The sequence below is a fragment of the Microbacterium sp. bgisy207 genome (assembly GCF_057706855.1).
Genome location: NZ_JBYIPB010000014.1, coordinates 55,224 through 79,874, shown reverse-complemented (window position 1 = coordinate 79,874; position 24,651 = coordinate 55,224). Strand labels below are relative to the sequence as shown.

The 24,651-nt window shown below is 68.6% G+C and carries 27 protein-coding genes; 22 read left to right on the top strand and 5 right to left on the bottom strand.

Annotation, left to right across the window (positions count from 1 at the left end; genetic code table 11):
- The first annotated feature begins 54 nt into the window (after positions 1–54).
- The 11 genes from AC3ENO_RS13050 to dapF all read left to right on the top strand — a co-directional run bounded on the left by AC3ENO_RS13050 (position 55) and on the right by dapF (position 10,650).
- On the top strand, positions 55–549 hold the full coding sequence (locus tag AC3ENO_RS13050) for a GNAT family N-acetyltransferase (RefSeq protein WP_434971028.1): 495 nt from the start codon (positions 55–57) through the stop codon (positions 547–549).
- A gap of 108 nt (positions 550–657) precedes the next feature.
- A complete protein-coding gene (locus AC3ENO_RS13045; RefSeq protein WP_434971027.1) occupies positions 658–3,312 on the top strand; it encodes an FtsK/SpoIIIE family DNA translocase in 2,655 nt (884 codons plus the stop codon).
- Positions 3,313–3,355: 43 nt separating this feature from the next.
- On the top strand, positions 3,356–3,946 hold the full coding sequence (gene pgsA, locus AC3ENO_RS13040) for a CDP-diacylglycerol--glycerol-3-phosphate 3-phosphatidyltransferase (protein WP_434971026.1): 591 nt from the start codon (positions 3,356–3,358) through the stop codon (positions 3,944–3,946).
- Entirely contained in the window at positions 3,943–4,431 is a 489-nt protein-coding gene (locus AC3ENO_RS13035) for a CinA family protein (RefSeq protein ID WP_434971025.1), read from the top strand. Before pgsA ends, AC3ENO_RS13035 begins: the two co-directional genes overlap by 4 nt.
- Before the next feature lie 178 nt (positions 4,432–4,609).
- A complete protein-coding gene (locus AC3ENO_RS13030) occupies positions 4,610–4,918 on the top strand; it encodes a helix-turn-helix domain-containing protein (RefSeq protein WP_300591430.1) in 309 nt (102 codons plus the stop codon).
- Between the two features lie 14 nt (positions 4,919–4,932).
- The gene (locus AC3ENO_RS13025) at positions 4,933–5,154 is read left to right on the top strand and encodes a DUF3046 domain-containing protein (protein ID WP_434971024.1); all 222 of its coding nucleotides are present in this window, start codon (positions 4,933–4,935) and stop codon (positions 5,152–5,154) included.
- Positions 5,155–5,412: 258 nt separating this feature from the next.
- Positions 5,413–6,462 carry a recombinase RecA gene (gene recA, locus AC3ENO_RS13020; RefSeq protein ID WP_434971023.1) on the top strand — a complete coding sequence of 350 codons (1,050 nt, stop codon included), beginning with the start codon at positions 5,413–5,415 and terminating at the stop codon, positions 6,460–6,462.
- A 2-nt stretch (positions 6,463–6,464) separates the two neighbouring features.
- Positions 6,465–7,172, top strand: coding sequence for a regulatory protein RecX (locus tag AC3ENO_RS13015; protein ID WP_434971022.1), 708 nt, complete (start codon positions 6,465–6,467; stop codon positions 7,170–7,172).
- A 62-nt stretch (positions 7,173–7,234) separates the two neighbouring features.
- Positions 7,235–8,782 (top strand): tRNA (N6-isopentenyl adenosine(37)-C2)-methylthiotransferase MiaB, encoded by a 1,548-nt coding sequence (miaB, locus tag AC3ENO_RS13010; protein WP_434971021.1) that lies wholly within the window; start codon positions 7,235–7,237, stop codon positions 8,780–8,782.
- Positions 8,769–9,722: a tRNA (adenosine(37)-N6)-dimethylallyltransferase MiaA gene (gene miaA, locus AC3ENO_RS13005; protein ID WP_434971020.1), complete on the top strand. Its 954-nt coding sequence runs from the start codon at positions 8,769–8,771 to the stop codon at positions 9,720–9,722. Before miaB ends, miaA begins: the two co-directional genes overlap by 14 nt.
- Before the next feature lie 55 nt (positions 9,723–9,777).
- Positions 9,778–10,650, top strand: a complete 873-nt coding sequence (dapF, locus tag AC3ENO_RS13000; RefSeq protein ID WP_434971019.1) for a diaminopimelate epimerase — start codon at positions 9,778–9,780, stop codon at positions 10,648–10,650.
- Positions 10,651–10,657: 7 nt separating this feature from the next.
- Here dapF and AC3ENO_RS12995 read toward each other — a convergent pair whose 3' ends face one another.
- Positions 10,658–11,299: a class I SAM-dependent methyltransferase gene (locus AC3ENO_RS12995; RefSeq protein ID WP_434971018.1), complete on the bottom strand. Its 642-nt coding sequence runs from the start codon at positions 11,297–11,299 to the stop codon at positions 10,658–10,660.
- An 86-nt stretch (positions 11,300–11,385) separates the two neighbouring features.
- Between AC3ENO_RS12995 and hflX the strand changes: the two genes are divergently transcribed.
- Positions 11,386–12,933 carry a GTPase HflX gene (hflX, locus tag AC3ENO_RS12990; RefSeq protein ID WP_434971032.1) on the top strand — a complete coding sequence of 516 codons (1,548 nt, stop codon included), beginning with the start codon at positions 11,386–11,388 and terminating at the stop codon, positions 12,931–12,933.
- Here hflX and AC3ENO_RS12985 read toward each other — a convergent pair.
- The 3 genes from AC3ENO_RS12985 to lexA all read right to left on the bottom strand — a co-directional run bounded on the left by AC3ENO_RS12985 (position 12,896) and on the right by lexA (position 16,995).
- Positions 12,896–14,836 (bottom strand): S9 family peptidase, encoded by a 1,941-nt coding sequence (locus AC3ENO_RS12985; protein WP_434971017.1) that lies wholly within the window; start codon positions 14,834–14,836, stop codon positions 12,896–12,898. The genes hflX and AC3ENO_RS12985 overlap by 38 nt on opposite strands.
- Positions 14,837–14,860: 24 nt before the next feature.
- Positions 14,861–16,252, bottom strand: a complete 1,392-nt coding sequence (locus tag AC3ENO_RS12980) for a hypothetical protein (protein WP_434971016.1) — start codon at positions 16,250–16,252, stop codon at positions 14,861–14,863.
- Between the two features lie 62 nt (positions 16,253–16,314).
- Positions 16,315–16,995: a transcriptional repressor LexA gene (lexA, locus tag AC3ENO_RS12975; RefSeq protein WP_434971015.1), complete on the bottom strand. Its 681-nt coding sequence runs from the start codon at positions 16,993–16,995 to the stop codon at positions 16,315–16,317.
- Between the two features lie 265 nt (positions 16,996–17,260).
- Between lexA and AC3ENO_RS12970 the strand changes: the two genes are divergently transcribed.
- The 6 genes from AC3ENO_RS12970 to AC3ENO_RS12945 all read left to right on the top strand — a co-directional run bounded on the left by AC3ENO_RS12970 (position 17,261) and on the right by AC3ENO_RS12945 (position 21,690).
- Positions 17,261–17,653 (top strand): LysM peptidoglycan-binding domain-containing protein, encoded by a 393-nt coding sequence (locus tag AC3ENO_RS12970; RefSeq protein WP_434971014.1) that lies wholly within the window; start codon positions 17,261–17,263, stop codon positions 17,651–17,653.
- Positions 17,654–17,719: 66 nt separating this feature from the next.
- Positions 17,720–18,814 (top strand): histidinol-phosphate transaminase, encoded by a 1,095-nt coding sequence (locus tag AC3ENO_RS12965; protein WP_434971013.1) that lies wholly within the window; start codon positions 17,720–17,722, stop codon positions 18,812–18,814.
- Positions 18,811–19,416: an imidazoleglycerol-phosphate dehydratase HisB gene (hisB, locus tag AC3ENO_RS12960; RefSeq protein WP_434971012.1), complete on the top strand. Its 606-nt coding sequence runs from the start codon at positions 18,811–18,813 to the stop codon at positions 19,414–19,416. Before AC3ENO_RS12965 ends, hisB begins: the two co-directional genes overlap by 4 nt.
- Positions 19,413–20,081, top strand: a complete 669-nt coding sequence (gene hisH, locus AC3ENO_RS12955; protein WP_434971011.1) for an imidazole glycerol phosphate synthase subunit HisH — start codon at positions 19,413–19,415, stop codon at positions 20,079–20,081. Before hisB ends, hisH begins: the two co-directional genes overlap by 4 nt.
- 63 nt (positions 20,082–20,144) lie before the next feature.
- Positions 20,145–20,891, top strand: coding sequence for a bifunctional 1-(5-phosphoribosyl)-5-((5-phosphoribosylamino)methylideneamino)imidazole-4-carboxamide isomerase/phosphoribosylanthranilate isomerase PriA (priA, locus tag AC3ENO_RS12950; protein ID WP_434971010.1), 747 nt, complete (start codon positions 20,145–20,147; stop codon positions 20,889–20,891).
- Positions 20,875–21,690 (top strand): SseB family protein, encoded by an 816-nt coding sequence (locus tag AC3ENO_RS12945; protein WP_434971009.1) that lies wholly within the window; start codon positions 20,875–20,877, stop codon positions 21,688–21,690. The genes priA and AC3ENO_RS12945 overlap by 17 nt, the downstream gene beginning before the upstream one ends.
- A gap of 62 nt (positions 21,691–21,752) precedes the next feature.
- Here AC3ENO_RS12945 and AC3ENO_RS12940 read toward each other — a convergent pair whose 3' ends face one another.
- Entirely contained in the window at positions 21,753–22,181 is a 429-nt protein-coding gene (locus AC3ENO_RS12940; protein WP_434971008.1) for a DUF1844 domain-containing protein, read from the bottom strand.
- Positions 22,182–22,488: 307 nt separating this feature from the next.
- Here AC3ENO_RS12940 and infC point away from each other — a divergent pair, with 307 nt between their 5' ends.
- From infC to AC3ENO_RS12920, 4 genes are all read left to right on the top strand, one after another.
- Positions 22,489–23,079 carry a translation initiation factor IF-3 gene (gene infC / locus AC3ENO_RS12935; RefSeq protein ID WP_434971031.1) on the top strand — a complete coding sequence of 197 codons (591 nt, stop codon included), beginning with the start codon at positions 22,489–22,491 and terminating at the stop codon, positions 23,077–23,079.
- Positions 23,080–23,127: 48 nt separating this feature from the next.
- On the top strand, positions 23,128–23,322 hold the full coding sequence (rpmI, locus tag AC3ENO_RS12930) for a 50S ribosomal protein L35 (RefSeq protein WP_228177767.1): 195 nt from the start codon (positions 23,128–23,130) through the stop codon (positions 23,320–23,322).
- Positions 23,323–23,352: 30 nt separating this feature from the next.
- The gene (gene rplT, locus AC3ENO_RS12925; protein ID WP_228177768.1) at positions 23,353–23,736 is read left to right on the top strand and encodes a 50S ribosomal protein L20; all 384 of its coding nucleotides are present in this window, start codon (positions 23,353–23,355) and stop codon (positions 23,734–23,736) included.
- Positions 23,737–23,820: 84 nt separating this feature from the next.
- Complete coding sequence (locus tag AC3ENO_RS12920; protein WP_434971007.1) at positions 23,821–24,636, top strand: TrmH family RNA methyltransferase; 816 nt, start codon at positions 23,821–23,823, stop codon at positions 24,634–24,636.
- Positions 24,637–24,651: the final 15 nt, after the last annotated feature.

The window sequence follows — 24,651 nt, the reverse complement described above, 5'->3', positions numbered from 1 at the left end:
CCTAGGCGGGTACGCCCGGCGAGGGGGGCAGTCTGCGCTCGCTACAATCGCCGCATGCCCGCCAGCTTCCGCATCCGTCCCGCGACCGCGGCCGACGGTGCGTTCCTGGCCGACATGGTCGTCGAGGCGGCGAATTGGTCGGCCGGGCAGCCGCGAACGCGTTACGACGTGCTGACCTCGCCCGACCACGGGAAGTACGTGTCGGGCTGGATGCGACCGGGCGACGCCGGCTTCGTCGCCCTCGACACCAATGACGAACCCATCGGCGCCGCCTGGTATCGCATGTTTCCGCGCTCAGAGCCGGGCTTCGGCTATGTCGGTACGGGAGTGCCGGAGCTGATCATCGGCGTACGGCCGATCTGGCGGGCCCACGGCGTCGGTCGGGCGCTGCTGCAGAGGCTCGCCGTGCAGGCGCGCACGGATGGCTTCGCTCGCCTGAGTCTGAGTGTCGAGCGAGGCAATTTCGCGGCGACGTTCTACCGCAGCGAGGGCTTCGCCGTCGTCCAGAGTGGTTTCGGTCGCGACACCATGGTCAAGCGCCTGCGCTGACCGCCGGCCCGCTCTGCGAGTGCGCGGGGCGGAGGACGTGGGGGAGGGGATGCCGACAGGCCGCGTCGTTCCGGGCAATCGTCGGTGGTCGCGCCTACCGTGGAGGTCATGCCGAGGAGTAGCACCAAGACCTCGACCTCTGGTCGTGCGCCCGCGAAGGGTTCTCGCTCGCGCGCGTCCGCGCCGGCGCCGAAGCGGTACGTCGGGGATGACGAGCGACCTGCCCTCATCGTGCGGATGTGGATGGGCCTCGCGCACGCAACGGGTGGTCTGTTCCGCGCATTCGGCCCCGAGACCCTCGAGAAGGATCAGCGTCGCGACGGGTTCCCGTTCTTCCTCGTGGTGCTCGCGATCGCCGGTGCGGTCGTCGAGTGGTTCTTCATCGGCGCCGATATCGGCGAGATGATCTCGGCCTACACGGTCGGCGGGCTGGTCGGGCGGGTGGCCTTCGTGCTCCCGGTCCTGCTGGTGATCCTGGCCGGCTGGCTGTTCCGCCATCCCGCATCCGTCCACGACAACGGCCGCATCGGGATCGGGTTCGGCCTCGTTCTGCTGGTCATCGCCGGGTTCGCGCACGTGTACGGCGGGCGGCCGCAGCCGCGGGACGGTCTGCCCGCGCTCAGTGAAGCGGGCGGCGTGTTCGGATGGATGCTCGGTGAGCCGCTCGCTCTGGGCCTGACGTCGATCGGTGCGGGGATCGTGCTGGGACTGCTCGCCGTCCTCAGCATCCTCATCCTCACCAAGACGCCGCCCAACCGCATCGGACGGCGCCTCGGCGACCTGTACGCGTGGATGTTCGGTGCGGAGCGCGCTGCTGCGCAGACGGATGCCGAGGATGCGGCATCCACGGAGCGTGCGTCGATGCCGTGGTGGCGTCGCAACAGCTCGGGACGCGAAGAGGATGCCGACGGCGGACTCTCGACGCAGGACCTGACCGAGCTGCTCCCGCCCGGACCTCCGGAGGGCGGTTTCGATCAGGCCTTCGAGGCGGTCACCGCCGATGCTCCCGCGCCCGATGCGTTGACCGAGGTCATCGATCCGGCGGTGCTCGACGGCGCGAAGAAGGCCGTCGGAAGCTCGCGCACGGGCCTGCAGGACGACGACGCGGACGACGAGGACGGTGTGCTTCCTGGCGTGACCGGGATCGGCAGCGACGCGCCCCGGGCCACCCCGATGGCGCCGTACCGGCTCCCGTCCGTCAACAACCTGTCCGCGGGAACCCCCGCGAAATCGCGTTCGGAAGCCAACGATGCCGTCGTCCGCGCGATCACCGGCGTCTTCGAGGAATTCCAGATCAACGCTCGGGTGACGGGATTCTCCCGTGGCCCGACGGTCACCCAGTACGAGATCGAGCTCGGGCCGGGCGTGAAGGTGGAGCGCATCACGGCGCTCACGAACAACATCGCGTACGCCGTCGCCTCCAACGAGGTCCGCATCCTGGCTCCGATCCCGGGCAAGAGCGCGATCGGTGTGGAGATCCCGAACACCGACCGCGAGATCGTCACCCTCGGCGATGTTCTGCGCTCCGCCGCGGCGGCGCAGTCGACGCATCCCATGACGATCGGGGTCGGCAAGGACGTCGGCGGCGGCTTCGTCGTGGCCAACCTCGCGAAGATGCCCCACTTGCTCGTGGCCGGTTCGACCGGCTCGGGCAAGTCGAGCTTCGTGAACTCGATGATCACGAGCCTGTTGATGCGTGCCAAGCCGTCCGAGGTACGGATGGTGCTGATCGACCCCAAGCGCGTCGAGTTGACGTCCTATGCGGGCGTGCCGCACCTGATCACGCCCATCATCACGAACCCCAAGAAGGCCGCCGAGGCGCTGCAGTGGGTCGTGAAAGAGATGGACATGCGCTACGACGACCTCGCGTCGTTCGGATTCCGCCACATCGACGACTTCAACCGCGCGGTCGTGGCCGGCGAGGTGAAGCTGCCGCCGGGCAGCGAGCGCGTCCTCAAGCCCTACCCGTATCTGCTCGTGGTGGTGGACGAGCTCGCGGACCTGATGATGGTGGCGCCGCGAGACGTCGAGGATTCGATCGTTCGCATCACGCAGCTGGCGCGGGCCAGCGGCATCCACCTCGTCCTGGCGACGCAACGTCCCTCCGTGGACGTCGTGACGGGCCTCATCAAGGCGAACGTCCCCTCGCGGCTGGCCTTTGCGGTCACCAGCGTCACCGACTCGCGTGTCATCCTCGACCAGCCCGGTGCCGACCGACTCATCGGACAGGGTGACGCGCTGTTCCTGCCCATGGGGGCATCCAAGACACTCCGCGTGCAGGGAGCGTGGGTCAGCGAGTCCGAGATCGAGAAGGTCGTCGCCCACGTCACCGGTCAGGCGCGGCCCGAGTACCGTTCGGACGTGCAGGCTGCCGCGGAGAAGAAGGAAGTGGATGCCGACATCGGCGACGACCTCGAGCTGCTCCTGGCAGCCGCTGAGCTCGTCGTCTCGACCCAGTTCGGCTCGACCTCGATGCTGCAGCGCAAACTCCGCGTGGGCTTCGCGAAGGCGGGGCGACTGATGGACCTCCTCGAATCCCGCGAGATCGTCGGGCCGTCGGAGGGCTCAAAGGCGCGCGATGTTCTGGTGACTGCCGAGCAGCTCCCGGGGGTGTTGGCACGCCTGCGCGGCGAGGATGCCCCGGCAGCGGCATCCGAGGACGCGTACGGGCCGGATGCTGTCGAGGGACAGTACGACGGGTACGAGGTCGTCGACGGCGACGAGGGCAGCGAAGACGCCTGGGGCCTCACCGGCCGCGACTGAGTCGCGCCTGACTGCCGTGGCCGGCGCGCAGTAGGCTCGGCCCATGGCCATTCCGAGGCAGTTGCCGAACGCGATCACCGTCGTGCGCATCCTCATGGCGCCGATCTTCCTCTGGATGCTGTTGGCCGACGGGGGAACGGACGGCCCGTTGCGCTGGTGGGCCGCGGTCATCTTCATCGTGGCGATCGCCACCGACGGGATCGACGGGTACCTCGCCCGCAAGTACGAGATCGTGACCGATCTGGGGAAGCTTCTGGATCCGATCGCCGACAAGGTGCTCACGGGCTTCGCGTTCATCGGCCTGTCGATCCTGGGCGAGCTGCCCTGGTGGATCACGATCGTGGTTCTGGCCCGCGAGATCGGCATCACGGTGTACCGGTTCATCGTCGTCAGCGACCATGTCCTCGCCGCGGCGTGGATGGGCAAGCTCAAGACGGTCGCGCAGGCTGTCGCCCTCTCGCTGGCGCTGCTTCCCCTGTCGACGCTCGTGGGTGAGTGGGTGTTCTGGGTCAACGGCATCACGATGGCGATCGCCGTGATCCTGACGGTTGCGAGCGGAATCGACTATGTCGTGACGGAAGTCCGCGCGGCGCGGGCTCGACGGGTCTCGACGGCGCAGGAAGACGGCAGATGACTCACGGCGCTTCCGCCGCTGCGGAGGTGCTCGAGGCGCTCCGTGTGCGCCGATGGCGGCTGGGTGTAGCCGAGTCGCTGACCGGGGGAGCCCTCACGTCCGAGCTCGTCTCCGTGCCCGGCGCCTCCGATGTGCTCCGCGGCGCCGTGGTCGCGTATGCGACCGATCTGAAGGCGAGTCTGCTCGGGGTGGATGCGGGACTTCTGGAACGGGAGGGCCCGGTGCATCCCGAGGTCGCGATCCAGATGGCCAGGGGTGTGCGGATCGCGACCACGACGGGAGCGCGCGGCACCGAGGTCGGAGTCTCCACGACCGGTGTCGCCGGTCCCGACCCGCAGGATGGAGCACCTGTCGGGCGGGTATACGTCGCTGTTGCGACGCCGGACGGGGAGTGGGTTCGCGAGCACGATCTCGCCGGTGACCGCGCCGCGATCCGGCGTGACGCCGTTGCCGCGGCGCTCACTCTGCTGCGGATTTCGCTCTGAGCGAGCGCGGTCGTCGCCCGGGAACAGAGGATGTTTCGGATGCGTTACTTTCGGTGATTCCCACCCATTCCCCAGAAGGCGGCATTAGTGTGACCTACATCGGTGTTGTACTGTTGTCCACCCGCGACACCAGCGGAATCACCACCAGCAGAAGCAGTCAGTGAGGAGGGGGCCCGAGATGATACTGGTACGTCAGGAGATCGGCGAAGTCCTGCGCGACTTCCGCCAGCAGAAGGGTCGTACCCTCCGTCAGGTGGCCAGCCGCGCGAGTGTCGCGCTGGGGTACCTGAGTGAGGTGGAACGCGGTCAGAAGGAAGCGTCGAGCGAGATCCTCGCATCGGTCGCGGAGGCGCTGGACGTTCCGATTTCGACGATCATGCGGGAAGTGGGCGACCGGCTCGCCGTGCTCGAGGGCCTGCAGACTTTCCCCGACGTCGTTCCCGACGAGCTCGTCGCGTCGATGGACGCCGAACTCTCTCTGCGCTGAATCGCGCGTTCTGAATGCGCCGTAGCGAGTTCGACCGTGCCGTCGCTGACGAGTTCGGTGCCCGCGCGAGTGCCATCCTCGTCGATCTCGTGCTTTCCGGAGCGGGTGGGCGCACGGCGGTGGAAGCTCTCGACGCCGGCGTGCCGCCACGCGAGGTGTGGCTTGCGCTGTGTGCCGAGACCGATGTTCCCGCGCAGCGTCGGTATGGGGTCGGTCGGCTCGAACCTCGGCGCTGATCCAGCGGCGTGTCGTCGAATATCTGTTCGATGACCGCGTAGTCTCCTGCACAGGTGGAGTCGAGAGGCCGTTCGCCCACGACACGCGAGACGCTCGGCAGTGATGTCCGAGGCCCCGCGTACCGTGAGCAGCGTCGAACGACACCACACGCCTTGTCGACGTGACGCTCATACGAGCGGGACCGCGACAGCCTACAGGCGGCCGATTCTCCGACGTCGGACACCGGCGACGGACCGAGTGCTGAAGGAGCACACGCAATGCCCACACCCGCAGACCGCGAGAAGGCGCTCGATTCAGCGCTCGCACAGATCGATCGACAGTTCGGAAAAGGCTCAGTCATGCGACTGGGCAGTGACGAGCGCGCTCCGGTCGAAGTCATCCCCACCGGCTCGATCGCGCTGGATGTCGCTCTCGGCGTCGGCGGCCTGCCGCGCGGACGCATCATCGAGATCTACGGTCCGGAGTCCTCCGGAAAGACGACGCTCACGCTGCACGCGATCGCCAACGTGCAGCGGGCGGGCGGAATCGCCGCCTTCATCGACGCCGAGCACGCGCTCGACCCCGACTATGCCCAGAAGCTGGGCGTCGATATCGATCAGCTTCTGGTTTCGCAGCCCGACACCGGTGAGCAGGCGCTCGAGATCGCCGACATGCTCATTCGTTCGGGCGCGATCGACCTGGTCGTCATCGACTCCGTTGCTGCGCTCGTCCCGAAGGCCGAGATCGAAGGTGAAATGGGTGACTCGCACGTCGGCCTGCAGGCGCGCCTCATGTCGCAGGCGCTTCGCAAGCTCACCGGTGGCCTGAACCAGACCAAGACGACGGCGATCTTCATCAACCAGCTGCGCGAGAAGATCGGCGTGTTCTTCGGCTCACCCGAGACCACCGCGGGCGGCAAGGCGCTGAAGTTCTATGCGTCGGTGCGTTTGGACATCCGTCGTATCGAGACACTCAAGGACGGCACGGATGCGGTCGGCAACCGTACACGCGTGAAGGTCGTCAAGAACAAGATGGCGCCGCCGTTCAAGCAGGCTGAGTTCGACATCCTGTATGGCACGGGCATCTCGCGCGAAGGCAGCCTGATCGACTTCGGTGTCGAGCATGGCATCGTGAAGAAGTCCGGCGCGTGGTACACCTACGACGGCGAGCAGCTGGGTCAGGGCAAGGAGAACGCTCGTAACTTCCTGATCAAGAACGAGGACATCGCGGCCGACATCGAGACCAAGATCAAAGAGAAGCTCGGTATCGGCGGGGCAAAGCCCGCCGGCGACGTTGAGGACGAGCTCGCCAAGCGGCGTCCGGCCTGATCATGACGCGTGAGACCGGGGGCGAGTCCTCGCTCGCCCCCGTCATCCCGCTCTTCGGTGACGGCTCAGTCCCTCGCGGTGCAGGCTCTCGCGGTGACGATGTTATCGGCGAGGATCGCGGCCAGGCCTGCGCGGATCTGTCCGCTGGAAGCTGGCACTCGACGTGGGTCGATGATGACGACCTCTACGACGATGATGACGACCGGTACCCCGACGATCCGTACGGAGAGACCCGAGCGGCATCCGCTGTCATCCGCTCAGCGCTCGATCGGCTGATCAAGCGTCTGCGCAGGCGCGGACTGTCGGAGGCGGAGGCAACAGACGAGCTGGTTGCCGATGGTGTCGAGAAGGTCGTCGCCGAGGTTCTGGTAGCCGAGCTCGTGGGTAAGCGGTGGCTCGGGGATGCCGACCTTGCAGAGCAACTCGTGCACACGGCCGTCACCCGGCGCCGGGAAGGGCGACGTGCGATTGCGCAGCTGCTGGCCAAGCGCCGGATACCGCGGGAGATCGCCGATGCGGCGCTGGCTGTGCTCCCCGACGACGACGCCGAACGAGCTCTCGAGTATGCCCGACAGAAAGCAGGCGGATTCCGGGGCGTGCCCGTCGATGTGGCGATCCGACGGCTCGTCGGTCAACTCCAGAGGCGGGGCTATCCGCCCGGGGTGGCGATGTCGGCGGCGCGGCTCGCGCTGGCAGATCCCCGCGAGTGAGACCCGCGGCGACGCGAGCGCTCGGCCTGCCCGTATCTGCGGCTCGTAGAATGGCAGGCATCATGACCACCCCCTCCGCCTCGCCGACGTCGATCGCGCCTTCCCCTGCCGCGGTGTCACCGATGGGCGCGCCGCGCACCTACGAGGTGCGGACATTCGGCTGCCAGATGAACGTTCACGACTCCGAGCGCCTGTCAGGTTCGCTGGAGAGCGCCGGTTACGTCCGGGCGGCAACGGGCGAGGATGCCGATGTCGTCGTGATCAACACGTGCGCCGTGCGCGACAATGCAGCGGGCAAGCTCTACGGCACCCTCGGGCACCTGAAGTCGCGCAAGGACAAGCGTGCCGGGATGCAGATCGCGGTCGGCGGGTGCCTGGCGCAGATGGACAAGCAGCGGGTGCTCGACAAGGCGCCGTGGGTGGACGTCGTCTTCGGCACACACAACATGGGATCGCTGCCGAGTCTGCTCGAGCGTGCCCGCCACAACGAGGAGGCGGAACTCGAGATCCTCGAAGCGCTCGAGGTGTTCCCGTCCACGCTGCCCACCAAGCGTGACAGCGTGTCGTCAGGCTGGGTCTCGATCTCCGTCGGGTGCAACAACACCTGCACGTTCTGCATCGTGCCGAGCCTGCGGGGCAAGGAGAAGGATCGACGCCCGGGCGACATCCTCAATGAGATCCGCCTCCTGGTCGACGACGGTGCGATCGAGGTCACTCTCCTCGGACAGAACGTGAACTCGTACGGTGTCGAGTTCGGCGACCGACAGGCCTTCGGCAAGCTTCTCCGCGCCGCCGGGGAGATCGAGGGACTCGAGCGGATCCGGTTCACGAGCCCGCACCCCGCCGCCTTCACGGACGACGTCATCGATGCGATGGCTGAGACCCCTTCCGTCATGCCGCAGCTCCACATGCCGCTGCAATCGGGCAGCGACCGCATCCTCCGCGCGATGCGACGGTCGTACCGCAGCGATCGGTTCCTGGGCATCCTCGAGCGCGTGCGCGAACGTATCCCGCACGCCGCGATCTCGACCGACATCATCGTCGGTTTCCCCGGTGAGACCGAGCAGGACTTCGAGGATACGATGCGCGTCGTCGAGCAAGCCCGGTTCGCCAGCGCGTTCACGTTCCAGTACTCGATTCGCGAAGGCACTCCCGCCGCGACGATGCCTGACCAGGTCCCCAAGGCTGTGGTTCAGGAGCGCTACAACCGACTCATCGCCCTGCAGGAGCGCATCAGCCTCGAGGAGAACCACGCCCAGATCGGGCGTCAGCTCGATGTCCTCGTCTCCACGGGGGAGGGTAAGAAGGACGCGGCGACCAGACGCCTCACCGGTCGCGCGGAAGACAATCGACTCGTGCACTTCGAGGTGCCGGAGGGCTCCGACATCCCGCGCCCGGGCGATGTCGTCACGGTGACCGTGACTCACGCGGCCCCGTTCCACCTGCTCGCCGATGCACCTGAGGGAGCCCGACTCCGTATCCGTCGCACGCGCGCCGGCGATGCCTGGGATCGGTCGCTCGCCGAGTCCTGTGCGGTCCCGGCTGCCACGGAGGACGGCGAGCGTCGCTCCGTCTCGCTGGGCCTGCCCACGGTGCGTGTGGGAGTCTGACACGACGGCTCCCGTGGACATCGACACCAGCGGGGCGCCGACGCTCTGGGTCATCGTCGGACCGACCGGCAGCGGCAAGAGCGAGACCTCGCTGGCGCTCGCGCAGGCACTGATGCGGCGCGGTCGCGGCGCGGAGATCGTCAACGCCGACGCGATGCAGCTCTATCGCGGCATGGACATCGGCACGGCCAAGCTCTCCGAGACCGAGCGGCGCGGGATCCCGCACCACCTGCTCGACGTGCTCGACGTCACCGACGAAGCTGCCGTCGCGACCTATCAGCCGGCGGCGCGCGCGGCCATCACCGACATCCACGCCCGCGGGGCGGACGCGATCCTCGTCGGCGGATCGGGCCTGTACGTCTCGGGCGTGATCTACGACTTCCGTTTCCCTCCCCGCGATCCCATCCGGCGTGCCCGCCTCGAGACCGAAGCTGCCGAGGTCGGAATCGGCGTGCTGGTGGAGCGCCTGCGTCGACTCGATCCCGTGACGGCGGCGCGCGTCGATCCTGCCAACGAGCGGCGGGTGATCCGCGCCCTCGAGGTCATCGAGTCCGGAAGCGCCGGTCACGGGGCGGCGTTGCCCGACGCTCCGGTCCTCTGGCATCCCACCACCCGAATGCTCGGCCGGCGCGTGGCGCGGGAGGACCTCGTGGGCCGCCTCGATGCTCGCGTCGAACGGATGTGGGCGTCGGGGCTTGTCGAGGAGGTCGAGGGTCTTCGCGCGAAAGGGATCGAGCGGGGCGTCACCGCGCGGCGGGCGATCGGCTACGCGCAGGCGCTCGCTCAGCTCGCGGGAGAGCTGACGGCTGCGGCGGCGATCGCGCAGACCCAGGCGCTCACGCGTCGCTACGCGCGACGTCAGGTGTCGTGGTTTCGTCGCTACACCGGTGTGCACTGGCTCGAGCCCGACGCCGACGTGGCGCAGCTCACCGGCCCCTGAGCATGCGGTCCGGCTCGAGGAGGCTCGCGGGGCACAGCGCTCCTAGACTGAGGACATGTCCACCGCCATCTCGTTCACGAAGGGCCACGGGACCGGCAACGACTTCGTCATCGTGCCCGACGCCGATGGGGAACTGCACCTCACCGACGACCAGGTCGCCGCGCTCTGCGATCGGCGCTTCGGCGTGGGTGCCGACGGGCTGCTGCGCGTCGTGCGGGCCGCAGCCATCGCCGAGGGTGCGGCAGCGACCGCCGCGGGCGTGGAATGGTTCATGGACTACCGCAACGCCGACGGCTCCGCCGCGGAGATGTGTGGGAACGGCGTCCGCGTCTTCGCACGCTACCTCACGGCGGTCGGCTGGGCGGATGCCGAGGCGGGGCCTGTCCTGATCGGGACGCGCGCCGGGGTCAAGCCGGTGACCGTTCACGAGCGCGGATTCGAGGTCGATCTGGGGACGTTCCGGATCGACGAGTCCGAGGTGCTCGTGCGCGCCCGCCACCTCGATGTCGCGCGCCCCGGAATCGGAGTGGACGTGGGAAACCCGCACGTCGTGGTCGCTCTGCCCAGTCACAGTGAGCTCACCGGCATCGATCTGTCCCGCGCGCCGCAGCTGGAGCCCGCGCCGTCTTCGGGCGCGAACGTGGAGTTCGTCGTTCCGAGCGACCCGCTGGTTCACGAGGGGACCGGGGGGATCACGATGCGCGTGTTCGAGCGCGGCGTCGGTGAGACGCTCTCCTGCGGCACGGGCGTCGCGGCGGCCGCGCTCGCGGTTCGCCACTGGGCGGGTGCTGCGGCGCCAGACGTGTGGCAGGTCGGCGTGCCCGGCGGTGAGCTCGGTGTCCGTGTCGTGGACGTCGGCGGCGAGCCGCACGTCTTGCTCGCCGGCCCGGCAACACTCGTCTTCTCGGGCGAGATCGCTCTCGCCTAGCTGCGCGTCAGACCAGATCGACCGGGGCGGTTGCGGACGATCCGTGGCGACGCACCCGAAGGACGCGGAAGCCCTTCGCCGTCGCAGACCGGTGCACCGAGTAGCCCGGGTGGAATGTCGCCGTCAACCAGCGCTGGAGGGAATCCGACCCGAGGTTGCGGGAAACGACGAGCCAGGCATCCGACCGCTCGTCGAGCCTCGGGATCCACTCCTCGAGGAGGCCGTGCAATTGGTTCTTGCCGACGCGGATGGGCGGGTTCGAGCGGATCGTACGGAAGACGACATCCTCGGGAACATCGCCGGGCAGCACAGCGTTGACGTTGGACAGACCGAGTGTGCTGGCGTTTGCTCGCACGAGGTCGAGAGCACGCTCGTTCACATCGACGGCCCAGACCGTTGCGTGTGGGGCATCCATCGCCAGCGTGAGGGCGATCGGCCCCCAGCCACATCCGAGATCCAGCAGATGCCCCCCGGCCGGTGGCGGAGGGGTATTGCCGAGCAGCACCGCAGTGCCCGTGTCGATGTGATCCGGGCTGAACACACCGCTGGCGGTGACGACGTCGACAGGCTGGCCGGCGATCGACACGCGGATCCGCCGGAGATTCTCGGGGCTGGAAGGCGACGACGAGAAGTAGTGATCGCTCTCCATGGCGACGAGCGTAGCGGAGGACAGGCCACCCCCGGGAGGCTAGAGTTTACGGATGCCCGCACGGCGGGTATCCGACGGAGAACATGATGGACAACACCCCAGACGCACCGCAGACCTCTTCTGAGGACCGGGTCGACCCTGTCGAGCGGGTGCTGCAGCGCGCCCGAGGGCGATCGGACGTGTGGGTGTTCGGGGCGGCGCAGGCGCTCCAGGATGCCGCCACTGCCGTCGGCACCGATTCCGACGGGGATCAGTGGGACCGTGAGGAGCGCGCGGCGCTCCGACGGATCCCCGGGCTCTCGACTGAGCTCGAAGATGTCACGGAAGTCGAGTACCGCCAGCTTCGTCTCGAGAACGTCGTCCTCGTCGGCGTGCACCCGCAGGGGGAGCAGGAGGATGCCGAGAACTCGCTGCGCGAACTTGCCGCGCTTGCCGAAACGGCCGGCGCCGTCGTGCTCGACGGTGTCCTCCAGCGGCGTCCCCACCCGGACCCGGCGACCTATCTCGGGCGGGGCAAGGCCGAGGAGCTCCGCGACATCGTCGCGTCCCTCGGCGCTGACACGGTGATCGCCGACACGGAACTGGCACCGAGCCAACGCCGTGCTCTCGAGGACGTCGTCAAGGTGAAGGTGATCGACCGCACGACGGTCATCCTCGACATCTTCAGTCAGCACGCCAAGAGCCGCGAGGGCAAGGCCCAGGTCGAGCTGGCGCAGCTCGAGTATCTTCTGCCGCGCCTGCGCGGGTGGGGCGAGTCGATGAGCCGCCAGGCCGGTGGCCAGGTCGGCGCAGGAGGCGCGGGAATGGGCTCGCGCGGCCCCGGCGAGACGAAGATCGAGCTCGATCGCCGTCGCATCCGCACGCGTATGGCGCAGTTGCGCCGACAGATCCGCGACTTCGCGCCGGCACGGGAGGCCAAGCGCGCGGAGCGACGCCGAAACACGGTTCCCTCCGTCGCGATCGCGGGGTACACCAATGCCGGGAAATCGAGTCTGCTCAATCGCCTCACGGGCGCCGGCGTGCTTGTCGAGAATGCCCTGTTCGCGACCCTCGACGCCACCGTGCGGCGCACCGAGGCATCCGATGGTCGCGTCTACACCCTGACCGACACCGTCGGGTTCGTGCGCAACCTGCCGCACCAACTCGTTGAAGCGTTCCGCTCAACGCTCGAAGAGGTCGGTCAGTCGGATGTGATCGTGCACGTGGTGGATGCCTCCCACCCCGACCCCGCCGCGCAGCTGGCGACGGTGCGCGATGTCATCGGCGATGTCGGGGCGCGCGATCTTCCCGAGCTCGTCGTGTTCAACAAGGCAGACCTCGTGGACGAGTCGACGCGAATGGTGCTGCGCGGCCTCGAGCCGGCAGCCCTGTTCGCCTCGTCGCGCACCGGGGAGGGAATCGCCGAGCTCCGTGCCGCGATCGAGCGAGCGCTGCCGCTGCCGGCGGTGGAGGTGCACGCGGTCGTTCCCTACGAGCGGGGTGACCTCGTCTCTGCCGCACACGAGAGCGGCCACGTCGTGACGATCACGCACGAGGAGGACGGGACGGCGCTGCACGCGTTCGTGTCCGAGAAGCTCGCAGCCGAGCTTGCTCCCTTCAGCTCAGCGCCAGCGGCGCGACGTCCCGGGGAGTGAACCCGAACGCTGCGCCGAGGAAGGCCAGCTCGGTCTCCAGTGCGTGGATCACCGTCTCCGCGCGCCGGAATCCGTGCCCTTCGCCGTCGTAGAGGACGTAGGCGTGAGGCACGCCGCCCGCGGTCAGGGCGTGACGGATCGCTTCGGCCTGCGCGGGCGGGACCACCTCGTCGTCGGCACCCTGGAGCAGCAGCATCGGGACGTCGAATCCCTCCGGGTGCGAGAGCGGGGATCGTTCGAGATACAGCTCCTCGGCGTCCGGGAGCGGACCGATGAGTCCGTCCAGGTAGCGGGCTTCGAAGTCGTGCGTCTCGGCCGCCAGCGCCCGGGCGTCGCCGACGCCGTACCGCGAGATACCCGCTGCGAAGACGGTGCCCCGCGCGATAGCGGCAAGGACCGTCCAGCCTCCCGCTGAGCCGCCCTCGATGGCGATGCGCGCGGGATCCGCCATTGCGGTCTCGGCGAGGTGTGCCGCCGCCGCGCTGACATCATCGACATCGACGACGCCCCACATCCCGCGCAGGCGATCACGGTACGCGCGACCGTATCCGCTGGAGCCGCCGTAGTTGACATCGAGCACGCCGATGCCGCGACTGGTGAAGTACGCGATCTTCGGGGATGCAGCGCCTCCGACGTGGCCGGTAGGCCCGCCGTGGACGAGGACGAGATACGGGGGCAGTTCGCCCTCGGGCCCCGCGACGTCGGGATTGGTCGGGGCGAACGCGAAGGCGTGCACCTCGCCGTGTGGTCCGGATGTCGTCACCGCGACAGGCGTGGGGGACCACTCTGCGGGCCATGCGGCCTCGCCCCCGGTGACAGACTCCCAGCGCGCCGTCGCGCTGTCGACCACCCACACCCCGGATGCGCCGTCGGTGCGGGTCCCGATGATCAGTGCGCGTCCGCCTGCGGCATCCTCGACGGACGCGCCCGCCGTCACGGGAGCGCCGAGGTCACGGTCCTCGCCCGCGGGCGAGACCGTCACGACACGGTCGGATCCGTCCGTGCGCACGGCGATCGCATGCCCACCCTCGGTCGGGGCGTACCACCGGGCGCCGAGCGACCACAGCGGTCCGCCGGTGTCCGCGGCGGCGGTATCGATGCGTGTCACGCCCGCGGAGGCCGACCAGGCGTGCAGGTTCCAGCGCCCGTCGGGGTCGTCGACGAACACGAGGTGTTCGGCGTCGGTCCACTCGGGCTGCAGGGGCGCTCGATCGACGCCGCCCGCGATGACCTCCCAGCCCGTGACCCGCCCATCGACGAGCCTGCCCACGCGAATCTCCGTCCTGTCCCACGGCATGTGCGGGTGGTTCCACGCGACCCACGCGAGGTGCTTTCCGTCGGGTGACACCGCGGGGTGCGCGAGGAAGTCGCTGCCGGCGACAACCGACACGACCCGCTCGGCATCCGTTGCCGCCGAACCGTCGACGGGGAGGCGCACGATATCGCGAGCGGGCGCGCCGGCCGCTGCGTGGTCCTCTCGGATCGCCCACAGGTGGCCGGCTGCGAACCGGAGACCTCCGAACCGCATCGCCGTGTCCGCGGGAGTCAGAGGACGCGGAGAAGATCCCTCCTGTCGAATCCACACTCGCTGGTCAGTCTTCTCGACGAAGCACAGCGCGCCGTCATCCGTGGCGGCCCATGCCCCGCCGCCGTACTCGTGCACGCGCGAGCGGGCGTTCCACGGCGGCGGAAGAAGCTCATCGACGGCCCCGTCGGTAAGGCGACGCCGAATGGTCGTGCGCCCGCCCTCGGCCGGTACGCTCTCTCCCCACCAGATCTGTTCGCCCTCCGGGAGGGTGACGAATCTCGCCCCCTCGTATCGCGGTGAGGCGGCCGTGACGGATGCTGCAGACAGCGGCGAGGGCCAACTGCCGAACGGGAGTCGAGGGCGGGAGGTTTCCATACCGCCCACGCTACGCGGGATGGGTCAGCCCTTCGGGGGAGAAGCCTCGGACTCGACGATCGTGACCGTTTCGGACTCCTCTGCCGCGGCATCCGGCTCGGCTGCTGCCGCGTCCCGCTCCGACACCACGATCTCGATGATCTCGCGCCGTTGGAGCAGTTCGAGCACCCACGCGACGATCACGGTCGCGAGGAAGACGACGACGTCGCCGAACGAGAGCGGACGAAGCGCCAGGAGCCAGATGACCGCGATCACGACGAGCGCGATGCGGATCGCGACGCGGTACCTCGCGAGGAAGCGTCCGAATCCTCCGGTATCGAGGCCGCGGGCTGCCAGCGTCGCGCGAATGGTCGCGTTGAAGCCGCTGACGCCCCCGCGTGTCGCGATGGCTGACCGGCTCGACCCCATCAGCCAGCCGATGACAGCGATCACGACCCCGAGCAGGGCGATCACGAGCGCGCTCTGGGCCATGGATGCCGTGAGCTGCCCGTAGATCACGCCGATCGCCGAGGGGGAGAGGTCGAGCTGCCCGGCAACGACGGTGCTGGCTGCCCCGCCGATGCCGAAGCCCGCCGCGAGCATGCCGCCGCCGATGAAGATCCCGACCCCGGTGCCGACCACGGCGACGCTGCGGCGCCGAGCGATGGCGATGGCAAGGACGAACAGGGCGATCGTCACGATCGAGAGCCACCACCCGACGGCGTCGGCGAGCGCGTAGACGGTGCGGAAGGCGATGAGCGCCTCCCCATCGCCGATGATGATGGTCTTGTCGATCGCCGGAATGAGACTCGCTACTCCCACGCCGCTCTCGGTGAGCCGGTCCTTGACCTGATCGATGATCGGTCCGAGGGCGATTCCGAGCCCGTCGTCGTCGAGGACGAGGATGCCGCCGCCATCGGCGGTGGCGACGGTCGCGATCGATCGATGAACCCCGCGGAGCGCGAAAGACCAGACGTCGGAGAACGCTTCCGACGCGACGATGCGCTCGACCGCCGAATTCACGAGGCTCTGCACCCCCTGCGCTGCGGGAGCCCGAAGCACGTCAAGTGCGGTGGATGCCGCGGGCGGAAGCCCCAGGCTGTCGATGCCGTCGAAGACCTGGTCGGTCAGCGCCGCGAAATCGACCTGTTCATCGATGGCGGCGGTGGCCTGATCGATGATCAGGTCCTGCACCGCGGGGTCCTCGGTCAGCGGCGCGAACGTCGAGACGAACGCATCCTCATCGACCAGCTGCACGCGCGCCCAGGTGGTCACCACCGATACCGGGACGAGGATCGTGGCGATGACGATGACGAGCGCAGAAAGCGCGGCCCGCCACCACCCGCCGGACGGGGCGGTGCGACCCGCCAGACGGGCATTCTCGGCCTCGAGGGCACGGATGCGGGATTCGAGGTCTTCGGGTGAGAGCGAGCTCATGCGGCCATTCTGGCGGAAGTGTCCCGACCGCCGCGCGCCCGCGAGATAACGACTGCGTCGCGTTACACGGCGCGCAGGACCGCGACGACTTTCCCGAGCACTGTGGCGTCGTCGCCGAGGATCGGTTCGAACGCCGAGTTCCGAGGCAGCAACCACGTGTGACCGTCCCGCTGTCGGAAGGCCTTCACCGTCGCCTCGCCGTCGAGCATCGCGGCCACGATGTCTCCGTTGTCCGCGGTGGCCTGTGAACGCACCACGACCCAGTCACCGTCGCAGATCGCGGCGTCGATCATCGACTCCCCGCTCACCCGCAGCATGAACAACTCGCCCTTGCCGACGAGCTGTCGCGGCAACGGGAAGATCTCCTCGATCTGCTGGTCGGCGGTGATGGGGACGCCGGCGGCGATCCGTCCCACCAGCGGAACCATGGCCGCGTCTCCGACGGCGGGAGAGGTGTCGGCGGGGTTCTCAGCGGCCATGCCGGGAAGATCGATCAGCACCTCCATCGCGCGGGTCTTGCCGGCGTCGCGTCGGAGGTAGCCGCTGAGTTCGAGCTGATTGAGCTGATGGGTCACGCTCGACAGGCTCTTGAGGCCGACCGCGTCGCCGATCTCGCGCATGCTCGGCGGGTACCCGTTGCGGGCAATGGCCCGCTGGATCACCTCGAGAATCGCGAGCTGCTTCTCGCTGAGGCTGCGTCGCCGCCGCGTGCCCGTGCGCTCCCGTGCCGGCTCCTCGTTCATGCCCTTGCTCCTGTCATCGCTCCCGCCCATTCCGCACTCCTCTTCGAATGTCGGAGGTCGGTGATTGCGTGTGTTCATCGAAACGGTAACCGCCTCGGCGGCGTTTCGCGGGTTGCTGGGCCGCGTGTCGTGTTCGAACGGCGCTCGACCCTCACCCCGCTTGACATCGACAATACTCGAAGATAACTTCGGAAGAGAGATTCGTATCCGCCCCTCCCGGCCGAGAGGTGGATACGAATCTCTCCCCGATACGACGGAGGATGACATGACGACGATCGCTCTCAGCCGCCCCGGCGCACCTCGCGCAGAGGTCCGTCCTCGCACGCAGCCCCACCGCACGGCGACGAGACTGCGCCTGACAGCGCGGGGGCGCGCGGTTCTGGCGGCGCTTGCCGCGCTCCCCGCAATCGTCGTGCTCGTAGGCGCGATCCTCGGAGGCGGGGCAGCACTCGCGTCGCTCGAGGGCGGTGCGTCCGCCGGTTCTTTCGAGACGGTCACCGTGATGCCCGGGGACTCCCTCTGGTCGATCGCGGAAGAGATCGCACCGGATGTTGATCCGCGTGATGTCGTGGCGGAGATCGCTCGCCTCAACGGCCTGACCGGCAGTGTCGTCGGGGCCGGCCAGCGGCTGGCGATCCCTACTGCCTATAGCGAGTGATCCTTCCTGCCTACAGCGAGTGATCCTTCGCCCGCGGCCCGCGGCTCGGCCGCGCGGCACCGTACGATGGGACGGGTGACGATCCGCCTCGATGATCTCCCGCTTCGCGACGACCTGCGGGGCCTGACACCCTACGGCGCGCCGCAGGCGCCGCTGCCTGTCGCCTTGAACGTCAACGAGAACACCCACCCGGTGCCGCGGGAGGTGGCAGACGACATCCTCGATGCCATCGGCCGTGCGCTCGGCGAGATCAACCGCTACCCCGACCGTGAGTTCCTGGAATTGCGTGAGGGTTTTGCCGACTACCTCAAGCACGGTCTGTCAGCCGATCAGATCTGGGCCGCCAACGGTTCCAACGAGGTGCTTCAGCACGTGCTGCAGGCGTTCGGGGGGCCGGGGCGTCGCGCCTTCGGGTTCGCCCCCACGTACTCGATGTACCCGCTCCTGACGCGAGCGACCGGCGCGGAGTGGGTGGCGGGGACCCGTGGCGCGGACTACACCCTCGACGCGGACTCGGCAGCCGATCAGGTGGCGGCCGCCGATCCCGATCTGGTGTTCCTGTGCGCGCCGAACAACCCCACGGGCACACCCCTGGGCCTTGACGTCATCGACGCCGTCTACGAGGTGTCGCGCGGAATCGTGGTCGTCGACGAGGCCTATTTCGAGTTCGCGCCTGCCTCCGCCCCCTCAGCGCTCTCGCTGCTGCCCGGTCGCGAAAGACTCCTGGTGTCACGGACCATGAGCAAGGCGTTCGCGTTCGCGGGTGCCCGCGTCGGGTATCTCGCCGCAGATCCTGCCGTCATCGATGCGCTGCGACTGGTGCGTCTGCCCTATCACTTGAGCTCGCTCACGCAGGCCGCAGCGATCGCGGCTCTGTCTCACGCGCCGATCATGCTTCAGATGGTGGACGACATCATCGCTCAGCGCGATCGCATCTCTGCGACCGTCGAGGCGCTCGGCTACCGGGCGTACGAGTCGTGGACCAACTTCGTGCTCTTCAGCGGCGTCGAAGATCCTCGGCGGACCTGGCAGCAGCTCTACGATCGCGGCATCCTGGTGCGCGACATCGGTATCCCGCGGAGCCTGCGCGTGTCTGCGGGGACCGAGGAGGAGACCACCGCGTTCTTGGAGGCACTCGCGTCGATAGACTCTCGCGCATGAGCAGCAGTCGAACCGCGACGGTGACCCGCGCGACGAGCGAATCCCGCGTCGAGCTGAGCCTGGACCTCGACGGCACGGGCGCGAGCACGATCGATACCGGCGTTCCGTTCTACGACCACATGCTCACGGCGTTCGCCAAACACTCCCTCACCGACCTGACGATCCGCGCCGAGGGAGACATCGACATCGACGCGCACCACACCGTCGAGGACGTGGCGATCGTGCTCGGCGACGCGATCCGCGAGGCGCTCGGCGACAAGTCCGGCATCTCCCGTTACGGTGACGCCCTCGTCCCCCTCGATGACGCTCTGGCGCAGGCGGTCGTCGACATCAGCGGGCGCCCGTATCTCGTTCACGACGGCGAGCCCGACGGGTTCGCCCTCCACCTGATCGGTGGTCACTTCACCGGATCGCTCGTGCGACACACGTTCGAGGCGATCAGCTATCACGCCGGACTCACCGTCCACCTCCGGGTGCTCGCCGGCCGCGACCCCCACCACATCGCGGAGGCCGAGTACAAGGCGTTCGCGCGTGCGTTCCGCCAGGCGAAGGCGATCGACCCTCTCGTGCACGGCATCCCGAGCACGAAGGGCGCGCTGTGACGGCGGTGTCCGATTCCGCCGCGCGCCCCACGGTGGCGGTCCTGGACTACGGCTCGGGCAATGTCCACTCAGCCGTCAAGGCGCTCATCCTTGCCGGTGCGGACGCGCGTTTGACGGATGATCGAGACGAGATCATGGCCGCTGACGGGCTCGTCGTGCCCGGCGTGGGAGCCTTCCGGTCGGTCGTCGATGCGCTGCGGCACTCGCGTGCCGATCAGCTCATCGAGCGGCGCCTGGCGGGGGGACGGCCGGTTCTCGGGATCTGCGTCGGGATGCAGGTGATGTTCGAGCACGGTGTGGAACGCGGCTCCGACAGCATCGGCCTGGGTCAGTGGCCGGGCGCCGTCACCGAGCTCGACGCGCCGGTGCTCCCGCACATGGGGTGGAACACCGTCGAGGCCGGATCGGGCTCGACGCTGTTTCGCGGGATCGAGACGGAGCGGTTCTACTTCGTTCACTCGTACGCTGCTCAGAAGTGGACGCTGGAAGCCCAGGAGCCCTTCCCGGCCGCCGTGGTGACGTGGGCCACCCACGGGGTGCCCTTCGTGGCAGCCGTGGAGAACGGTCCCCTCAGCGCGACGCAATTCCACCCCGAGAAATCAGGGGATGCCGGCATCCGTCTGCTCGCGAATTGGATCGAGAGCCTGGACGCGGCTACCCTCTGAACTCGTGCCTGCCCCCGAGAGCCGTCGGCGTGCCGCGGGCTCCGTGAACCCGCCCGAGGAACCATGAACGACTTCGCGTCTACGCCCGAACTCATCCTCCTGCCCGCCGTCGACGTCGCCGACGGAAAGGCGGTGCGGCTGACGCAGGGCGCCGCGGGATCCGAGACGAGCTATGGCGACCCCGTCGACGCGGCGGTCGACTGGGCGCGGCAGGGGGCGCAGTGGATCCACCTCGTCGACCTCGACGCCGCATTCGGCCGAGGAAGCAACGCGGGGATCATCCGCAAGGTCATCAAGCAGGTCAAGGGCGTCCGCGTCGAGGTCTCGGGCGGCATCCGTGATGACCGCAGCCTCGAGCTGGCGCTCGAGTACGGCGCCGAGCGGGTGAATCTGGGTACCGCGGCCCTTGAAAACCCCGAGTGGGCTGCCGATGTGATCGGGCGCTACGGGGAGCTCGTCGCCGTGGGTCTCGATGTGCGTGGGACGACTCTCGCCGCGCGCGGCTGGACGGAGGAGGGCGGTGACCTCTGGGCGGTGCTGGACCGACTCGAGGATGCCGGATGCAGCCGCTATGTCGTGACCGATGTCACCAAGGACGGCACGCTGCGAGGCCCGAACCTCGATCTGCTGCGCGAGGTGACCTCACGCACGCCCAAGCCCGTGATCGCCTCGGGCGGCGTCGCGACCCTCGATGACATCGCTGCTCTGCGCGAACTGGTCCCGCTCGGCGTGGAGGGCGCGATCGTCGGGAAGGCCCTGTACTCGGGTGCCTTCACCCTGGCCGAGGCGCTGGATGTCGCCGGAGGCTGACGACGCACCGCTGCCGCCCCGGGCGCCGCGTGACGGATCGGCCCCCGCGGCCGACTCCGCGGGGTTTCCGTGGGCGGGGCGCAGTTTCGAGGCGAACCCGTTCGCGGGCGATGACGGCTCGGCAGACCCTGCGCTCATCGAAGCCCTCACGCGGTTTCGTGCGGGGGACGCCTCCGTTGTCGGCGTCATCGAGGCGTACCGGGCGGCGCGGCTGCTCATCCCGCTGATCGCCGAGAAGGGCGATGAGGGCGTCGGCGCGCATGGGCTGACCGTGGACAAGACGCAGGAGTTGTCGATCGTCACCGTCGCCGCGCCTGACGGGAGGCGCGTGCTGCCCGTGTTCTCTTCGGTCGCCACGATGAGTGCGTGGGACAGCGCGGCACGGCCGGTTCCCGCCGACGGTGTGCGCACGGCAGCTGCCGCCGTCGAGGACGGAACAGACCTCATCGTGCTCGATCCTGGATCGGACACCGAGTTCGTCATCCGTCGCCCCGCGGTGTGGGCGATCGCGCAGGGACAGGCGTGGGAGCCTGCGCACACCTCACCCGAGGTGTTCGCGGGATTTCAGGAGAGCATCGGGGCCGAACTCGCGGTCCTCGACCTCGCGCTGGCGCCGGGGGACCCGGATGGTCGGGGGAGGGGACCCGAGGTGCAGGTGCAGCTCGATCTCATGCCGGGACTCGATCGCAACGAGCTCGATGCCGTGCTCCAGCGGCTCGCGAAGCGCTGGGCGGCAGATGACCGCATCGCGGTGCTGGTGGACTCGCTGACCGTCAAAATCCGGCGCTCGCAGGTCTGAGGCGGGCGCTGGACGGTCGCCATCGCCGCGCGACCGCGGTCGTCGCTGGGGGGAGTTCGTCCTCAGGTGACGGGTCCGGTCCACTTCTCGCCGGGGCCCTTGCCGATCGGGTCGGGGATCGCGGATGCTTCACGGAACGCCAGCTGCAGCGAACGCAACCCGTCTCGCAGTGACCGGGCGTGCATGTCGCTGATCTCGGGTGCACCTGCCGTGATGAGACCGGCGAGGGCGTTGATGAGCTTGCGGGCCTCATCGAGGTCGCGCTCGCGCTCGGGGTCGTCGGCGAGGCCCACCTTCACAGCCGCGGCGCTCATGAGGTGGACGGCGGTCGTCGTGATGACCTCGACCGCGGGAACGTCGGCGATGTCCCGGGAGGCTGCCGCGGCGGCCTCGGCATCCTCGTCCCAGCGTCGTTCGCGCTCCCGGTCGCGGCGGTCGCGCGATCCGTCCTCGGATGCTGCGGGGTCGGGGAAACCGGGAATCGTGGTCACGTGATGCCTTCTGCTAGACTTATGCGGGCTCCGGAGCATTTCGCCCCGGAAACGAAAGAGGATCACATCCCACCCGCGCTTGCCGCTCAAGGCTACCGGGTCCACGCACTCCGCTCCGTCTCGCACCATGTGTGTTCGACGGGGTAGCGCTCGACATCCACGGTCGAGCGGGAGGGTGCAGAAAGCCGGTGCAGCGCGCCGTGCGGGTGGAGTGCTCTGATCTCACCCGCGGCGCACCCCGTGTCGCGGTGCCTTCCACCCGCACGAAGAGGAGTTCCGCATCAGCGATCCCCGCATCAACGAGCGCATTCGCGTGCCCGAGGTCCGCTTGGTCGGTCCCGGCGGCGAGCAGGTCGGTGTCGTTCGCATCGAAGTCGCGCAGCGTCTGGCACAAGAGGCCGATCTCGACCTGGTCGAGGTTGCCCCGAACTCGAAGCCGCCCGTGGTCAAGATCATGGACTACGGCAAGTTCAAGTACGAGGCTGCGCAGAAGGCGAAGGAAGCGCGACGCAACCAGGCCAACACGGTTCTCAAAGAGGTCCGGTTCCGCTTGAAGATCGAACCGCACGACTACGAGACCAAGCGCAAGCACGCGGAGTCGTTCCTCAAGGCCGGTGACAAGGTCAAGGCGATGATCCTGTTCCGCGGGCGTGAGCAGTCGCGTCCCGAACAGGGCGTGCGTCTGCTGCGTCGGTTCGCGGAGGATGTCGCCGAATGGGGCACCGTCGAATCCAACCCCACGATCGACGGCCGCAACATGACGATGGTGATCGCGCCGCACAAGAACAAGTCCGAGGCGAAGGCCGAGCAGAACGCTCAGCGCGCAGCCACCAAGGAGGCCGCGCGCCAGTCCGCCCGAGGCGACAGCACCGAGCCGACGGCCGCTCCCGCCGAGTAGGCCCCCCAGACTCCCGCCCGGCGGGAACACACAACGAAGGATAAGAAGATGCCGAAGCAGAAGACCCACTCGGGTGCCAAGAAGCGCTTCAAGGTCACCGGAACCGGGAAGATCAAGAAGCAGCAGGCGAACCTCCGCCACAACTTCGAAGGCAAGCCCACCAAGCGCACGCGCCGTCTGTCGGCGGACAAGATGCTCGCCCCCGGTGACGCGAAGGTCGCCAAGAAGCTTCTGGGCATCTGAGCGCCCCGGCACGAACAGGAACGAAACGAAATGGCTAGAGTCAAGCGGGCTGTCAACGCCCACAAGAAGCGTCGCGTCATCCTCGAGCGCGCATCCGGCTACCGCGGACAGCGTTCGCGCCTGTACCGCAAGGCGAAGGAGCAGGTCACCCACTCGCTCGTCTACGCGTACCGCGACCGCCGCAAGCGCAAGGGCGACTTCCGTCGCCTGTGGATCCAGCGCATCAACGCGGCGAGCCGCCAGAACGGTCTCACCTACAACCGCTTCATCCAGGGTCTGAACCTGGCGGGCGTGCAGGTCGACCGCCGGATGCTGGCAGAGCTCGCCGTCAACGAGCCGAAGGTCTTCGCCTCGCTCGTGGACACCGCCAAGAAGGCACTGCCCAGCGACGTCAACGCACCCAAGTCCGCCTGAGCGGCCGAACAGTGCGCGAAGGGCGCCTCCGGATCGGAGGCGCCCTTCGCGTGCGTGAGGGGACGGTACCCCTAAACTGGGCGCGTGCTGGAGAATCCGCGATCGCCGCGCGTGCGCGCGGTCGCGAAGCTGTCCAAGCGCAGCGCCCGGCAAGAGACCGGACTCTTCCTGCTCGAGGGACCGCAGGCTGTCCGAGAAGCCCTCACGTATCGTCCCGATGCACTGGTGGAGCTCTACACGACGCCCGCCGCGCTCGACCGTCACACAGACATCCGTGAGGCCGCACGCGAGTCGGGTCTGGACATCGATCTCGCCAGCGAAGCGGTCCTCGACGCCATGGCCGACACCGTCACCCCCCAGGGGATCGTCGCCGTCGCCCGGCAGACCCCGTCCACCGTGGCGGAGGTGTTCGACGCACTGCCCCGGCTGGTCGCCATCTGCGAGCAGGTGCGTGATCCGGGCAACCTCGGCACCATCATCCGCGCCGCCGACGCCGCCGGTGCGGACGCCGTCGTCCTGACGGGCAAGTCCGTCGACCCGTACAACCCGAAGGTCGTGCGTTCGACGACGGGTTCGCTGTTTCACCTGCCGATCGCGGTCGGTGTGGAACTGCCCGAGGCGGTGGAGCGGGCACATGCTGCCGGCATCCGGGTCGTTGCCGCAGATGTGGACGGCACCGACTTCCTGGCCTCGCGGGACCTGCTGGCGGAGCCGACGGCGTGGCTGTTCGGCAACGAGGCGCGCGGTCTCGAGGAGGATGCCCTCTCGCACGCGGACCTGTCGCTGCGTCTGCCGATCTACGGCAAAGCCGAATCGCTCAATCTCGCGACGGCGGCGAGCGTGTGCCTGTACGAGACGGCCTTCGCGCAGCGCTCGGTCCGCGTGGGTGCGCCCGGCTGATCGCCTCCTGGCGCG

Bases quoted from the DNA above. Each gene is read 5' to 3' on its own strand.
- AC3ENO_RS13050 (WP_434971028.1), top strand. From the start codon at position 55: ATGCCCGCCAGCTTCCGCATCCGTCCCGCGACCGCGGCCGACGGTGCG.
- AC3ENO_RS13045 (WP_434971027.1), top strand. From the start codon at position 658: ATGCCGAGGAGTAGCACCAAGACCTCGACCTCTGGTCGTGCGCCCGCG.
- pgsA (WP_434971026.1), top strand. From the start codon at position 3,356: ATGGCCATTCCGAGGCAGTTGCCGAACGCGATCACCGTCGTGCGCATC.
- AC3ENO_RS13035 (WP_434971025.1), top strand. From the start codon at position 3,943: ATGACTCACGGCGCTTCCGCCGCTGCGGAGGTGCTCGAGGCGCTCCGT.
- AC3ENO_RS13030 (WP_300591430.1), top strand. From the start codon at position 4,610: ATGATACTGGTACGTCAGGAGATCGGCGAAGTCCTGCGCGACTTCCGC.
- AC3ENO_RS13025 (WP_434971024.1), top strand. From the start codon at position 4,933: ATGCGCCGTAGCGAGTTCGACCGTGCCGTCGCTGACGAGTTCGGTGCC.
- recA (WP_434971023.1), top strand. From the start codon at position 5,413: ATGCCCACACCCGCAGACCGCGAGAAGGCGCTCGATTCAGCGCTCGCA.
- AC3ENO_RS13015 (WP_434971022.1), top strand. From the start codon at position 6,465: ATGACGCGTGAGACCGGGGGCGAGTCCTCGCTCGCCCCCGTCATCCCG.
- miaB (WP_434971021.1), top strand. From the start codon at position 7,235: ATGACCACCCCCTCCGCCTCGCCGACGTCGATCGCGCCTTCCCCTGCC.
- dapF (WP_434971019.1), top strand. From the start codon at position 9,778: ATGTCCACCGCCATCTCGTTCACGAAGGGCCACGGGACCGGCAACGAC.
- AC3ENO_RS12995 (WP_434971018.1), bottom strand. From the start codon at position 11,299: ATGGAGAGCGATCACTACTTCTCGTCGTCGCCTTCCAGCCCCGAGAAT.
- hflX (WP_434971032.1), top strand. From the start codon at position 11,386: ATGGACAACACCCCAGACGCACCGCAGACCTCTTCTGAGGACCGGGTC.
- AC3ENO_RS12985 (WP_434971017.1), bottom strand. From the start codon at position 14,836: ATGGAAACCTCCCGCCCTCGACTCCCGTTCGGCAGTTGGCCCTCGCCG.
- AC3ENO_RS12980 (WP_434971016.1), bottom strand. From the start codon at position 16,252: ATGAGCTCGCTCTCACCCGAAGACCTCGAATCCCGCATCCGTGCCCTC.
- lexA (WP_434971015.1), bottom strand. From the start codon at position 16,995: ATGAACGAGGAGCCGGCACGGGAGCGCACGGGCACGCGGCGGCGACGC.
- AC3ENO_RS12970 (WP_434971014.1), top strand. From the start codon at position 17,261: ATGACGACGATCGCTCTCAGCCGCCCCGGCGCACCTCGCGCAGAGGTC.
- AC3ENO_RS12965 (WP_434971013.1), top strand. From the start codon at position 17,720: ATGGGACGGGTGACGATCCGCCTCGATGATCTCCCGCTTCGCGACGAC.
- hisB (WP_434971012.1), top strand. From the start codon at position 18,811: ATGAGCAGCAGTCGAACCGCGACGGTGACCCGCGCGACGAGCGAATCC.
- priA (WP_434971010.1), top strand. From the start codon at position 20,145: ATGAACGACTTCGCGTCTACGCCCGAACTCATCCTCCTGCCCGCCGTC.
- AC3ENO_RS12945 (WP_434971009.1), top strand. From the start codon at position 20,875: ATGTCGCCGGAGGCTGACGACGCACCGCTGCCGCCCCGGGCGCCGCGT.
- rpmI (WP_228177767.1), top strand. From the start codon at position 23,128: ATGCCGAAGCAGAAGACCCACTCGGGTGCCAAGAAGCGCTTCAAGGTC.
- rplT (WP_228177768.1), top strand. From the start codon at position 23,353: ATGGCTAGAGTCAAGCGGGCTGTCAACGCCCACAAGAAGCGTCGCGTC.